At 42.3% G+C, this 2,855-nt stretch carries 2 protein-coding genes; one reads left to right on the top strand and one right to left on the bottom strand.

Going from position 1 to position 2,855, the window contains the following annotated elements; translation table 11 throughout:
* Positions 1 to 256: 256 nt before the first annotated feature.
* Entirely contained in the window at positions 257 to 1,837 is a 1,581-nt protein-coding gene (locus ACT3TU_RS13825) for a Fic family protein (RefSeq protein WP_444784503.1), read from the bottom strand.
* A 459-nt stretch (positions 1,838 to 2,296) separates the two neighbouring features.
* Between ACT3TU_RS13825 and ACT3TU_RS13820 the strand changes: the two genes are divergently transcribed.
* Positions 2,297 to 2,855: IS30 family transposase (locus ACT3TU_RS13820; RefSeq protein ID WP_444784502.1), on the top strand; the 559-nt coding region annotated here is incomplete at its 3' end.

The raw sequence follows: 2,855 nt of genomic DNA, 5'->3' as shown, positions 1-2,855 counted from the left end.
CTCAAATACTCAAATACTCAAATACTCAAATACTCAAAATTATTTTAATTATATATATTCATGCTTGTCAAATCAAAATAGCCTCCTATCAGTATTTCATTAAATTAAATAGGCTCAAGAAAAATACTAATTACGCTTTAGGCTACGGTATGTTAGCCGAATCTTTTATAAACGAATCATTATTGCAACGATGATACTGATACTAGCTTGAGCTTGATTATCAAGGCAGACTTTCCTGCGTATAGCAGGGTTTGTTCTAACTATTCAAACCATCTGCTTCATCTTTAAAAGTTTCTACAACGACAGAGAAAATATCGTCCCAAACCTCATTATTTGCCAAAAACGGATAATCCTTCAGTAGCTTATTACTTTTAACACCCTTATTTTGTAGCATGCTGCGAATGATTCTATCGGCATAGCTGTTGGGCATCTCAACAATCTCTTTTATCGCCAGTCGTGCATGGTCATGCTTTCTTAGGTACTGCGACTCGTTATGCATCTCTTTTTCAATAACATGAGCAATCAATCCTGATAAGTACTGAACGTGAGGCGTTAAGTCCATAAAGCGCCATGCCGGTTGAATAAGGTGAGTGTTTTCAAAATTTAAGTTTGAGCGAATACCATCAGGGTAAGTAATCACCTGTTTATTAAAGCTGTAATGATCACGGATTTGCTCCATAAGTGGCACGGATACACGGTCTAAAATTTTATCATAGGCATGACGGTCTGAGGGATGCTCAGCGATGGCTTGCGATATAGGTAAGATAATCGGCTCATGAATGATCTGGTCGCGTCTGAGTACATCGTTAATTAGGAAGCGATGTACTCGGCCATTGCCATCCGCTAGCGGATGAATATACACAAAAGCAAAGGAAGCAACCGCACTACGTATCAGTGCCGATTGTCCCTCGGTCTTTTCCATAAATGCCTGTAACCCTTTGAGCTTTTCAGCAATGTCATCAGCAGGTGGCGCAATATAGTGCACAATCTCTTTAAAGCCATTGACCTGAGTATGCGACACAAAAACTGGTGATTGACGGATGCCGTACTGCTGAATAATAGTTTTACTACCCAATATCTCTTGTTGCAACTCTGCTAGCGACTCAGGATCAAGCGGAATATCGCCCTTGCCTGTGCGCCGTGCCATTACATCGGCGAAACGTTCAATACGTTTTAACTCTTTCCCTTCACCTTCTATAGTAAAACTGGCTTTACTCTCTCGTAATGTCATCCATACGGAGGCACGCATCAGTAAGTCTTGCCCAAATTCATCGTTAAGTTTGTCAACCATCATGGCAATATCGAGTGCAGCTGCTTGCGTAAAGGCCTCTGTTTTCACCAGTATCGGACAGAAATGACGGGTTCCTGCTAGATTATCATTGATACGCCAACGAGCATTCTTTATGACATGCGCAGGGCTTGAAGTAACCTGCTTCTTAGCATCTAAAGCGTCCACATAGTTACCGCCTAAATTACTCGGTACTGCTAACTGCTGACCCATGAGCCATTCATACAAGAAAGCCATTCTACGGGCATAGCTGCCTGTGGGCTCAGCGTTTACCCATGCTTGTACGTCATTAGCCCCTATCTGCTCAAACAAACGAGTCAGTAACTCTAAACTCAGTACTTCATGACGCATGTGAAATTGTAAGTGCGCAATGATCGTGTCCAGTGGACGCGCGGTTTCCTGATAAGCATTATGGATGACGTCACCGTCTTTATAGGTTTGTCTGCGCCCACCGATACTACTGCTGACATATAAAGGCGAAACCAGCTCGATGCTTGCATGACGGATAAGCCATGCTGCGCCAATAGGGTCTGAGGTAGGGGTGTTCATTATGAATGGCTCAAGCGATTATAGATAAGCCATTTTGCAGAAAAGCGATTATGAATGCAATATAATGATTATAATGAAGCCTCATTGCATTAAATCGATTTTTATATGACGCTGTGATGTCTTTAGATAAAGATCGAGGGGCGTTTTAAGTGGGCATAATTGATCGAAATTGAAGGTGGTAAATACCCCTCTTTTAACACAGCTACGTAGTAATAGAGTGCCTATTCTGTAAACAAAGTCTGCTTGCCTCGCGTGTAAAGCCTTATATATCAGCTGTTTACAAATAAAAATAAAGAATTAAATATTCCTAAACAAATGGCCACCTATTCTTAAATTGGCAAGTTCACTTATTACTACTTAGATTAACACATGAAGTGCAATATCAAAGAGCAGGTGAAAAAGAGGCCTAGATGCGCTAGCATCAAAGCTACTATCCACCGCCAAAGTGAGATTGCAACCATGAGCTATACACATCTAAGCCTAGAGGAACGATATCAGATTTATGCCCTTAGAGGGGCACAACATAGTATTAAATTTATAGCAGGGGCATTAGGCAGAAGTCCCAGCACCATATCAAGAGAGCTTAGACGCAATAAAAGCCTACGAGGCTACCGAGCAAAGCATGCAGACAACACCGCTAAAGCGAGGCGAGCAAATAATGCCTTCACCATCATTTTAAACGTCTGGGACTGGGTCGTGACTAAGCTTAAACTGCAGTGGAGTCCTGAGCAAATAGCAGGCGTTCATAGTGGAGTCAGTCACATGAGTATCTATCGTTACTTATGGACGGATAAGAGGCAAGGCGGCACGCTATGGCAATATTTAAGACGCAAAGCCAAACCCTATCGTCAAAGGCTTACCACTGAGACTCGTGGGCGTATTAATGACAGGGTCTCAATTCATGAGCGCCCTCATGTAGTAAAAGAGCGATCCCGCATCGGTGATTGGGAAGCGGACACCATCATTGGTAAAAACCACAAACAAGCTATCGTGACAGTGGTAGAGCGAAAGACAGGTT

The sequence above is a fragment of the Psychrobacter sp. AOP3-A1-26 genome (genome assembly GCF_052378235.1).
Classification (GTDB): Bacteria; Pseudomonadota; Gammaproteobacteria; order Pseudomonadales; family Moraxellaceae; genus Psychrobacter.
This window is presented reverse-complemented; position numbering and strand designations above follow the sequence as displayed.

What these genes read in the sequence shown, in the direction of transcription:
- ACT3TU_RS13825 (WP_444784503.1), bottom strand. Translation starts at nt 1,837, where the DNA reads ATGAACACCCCTACCTCAGACCCTATTGGCGCAGCATGGCTTATCCGT.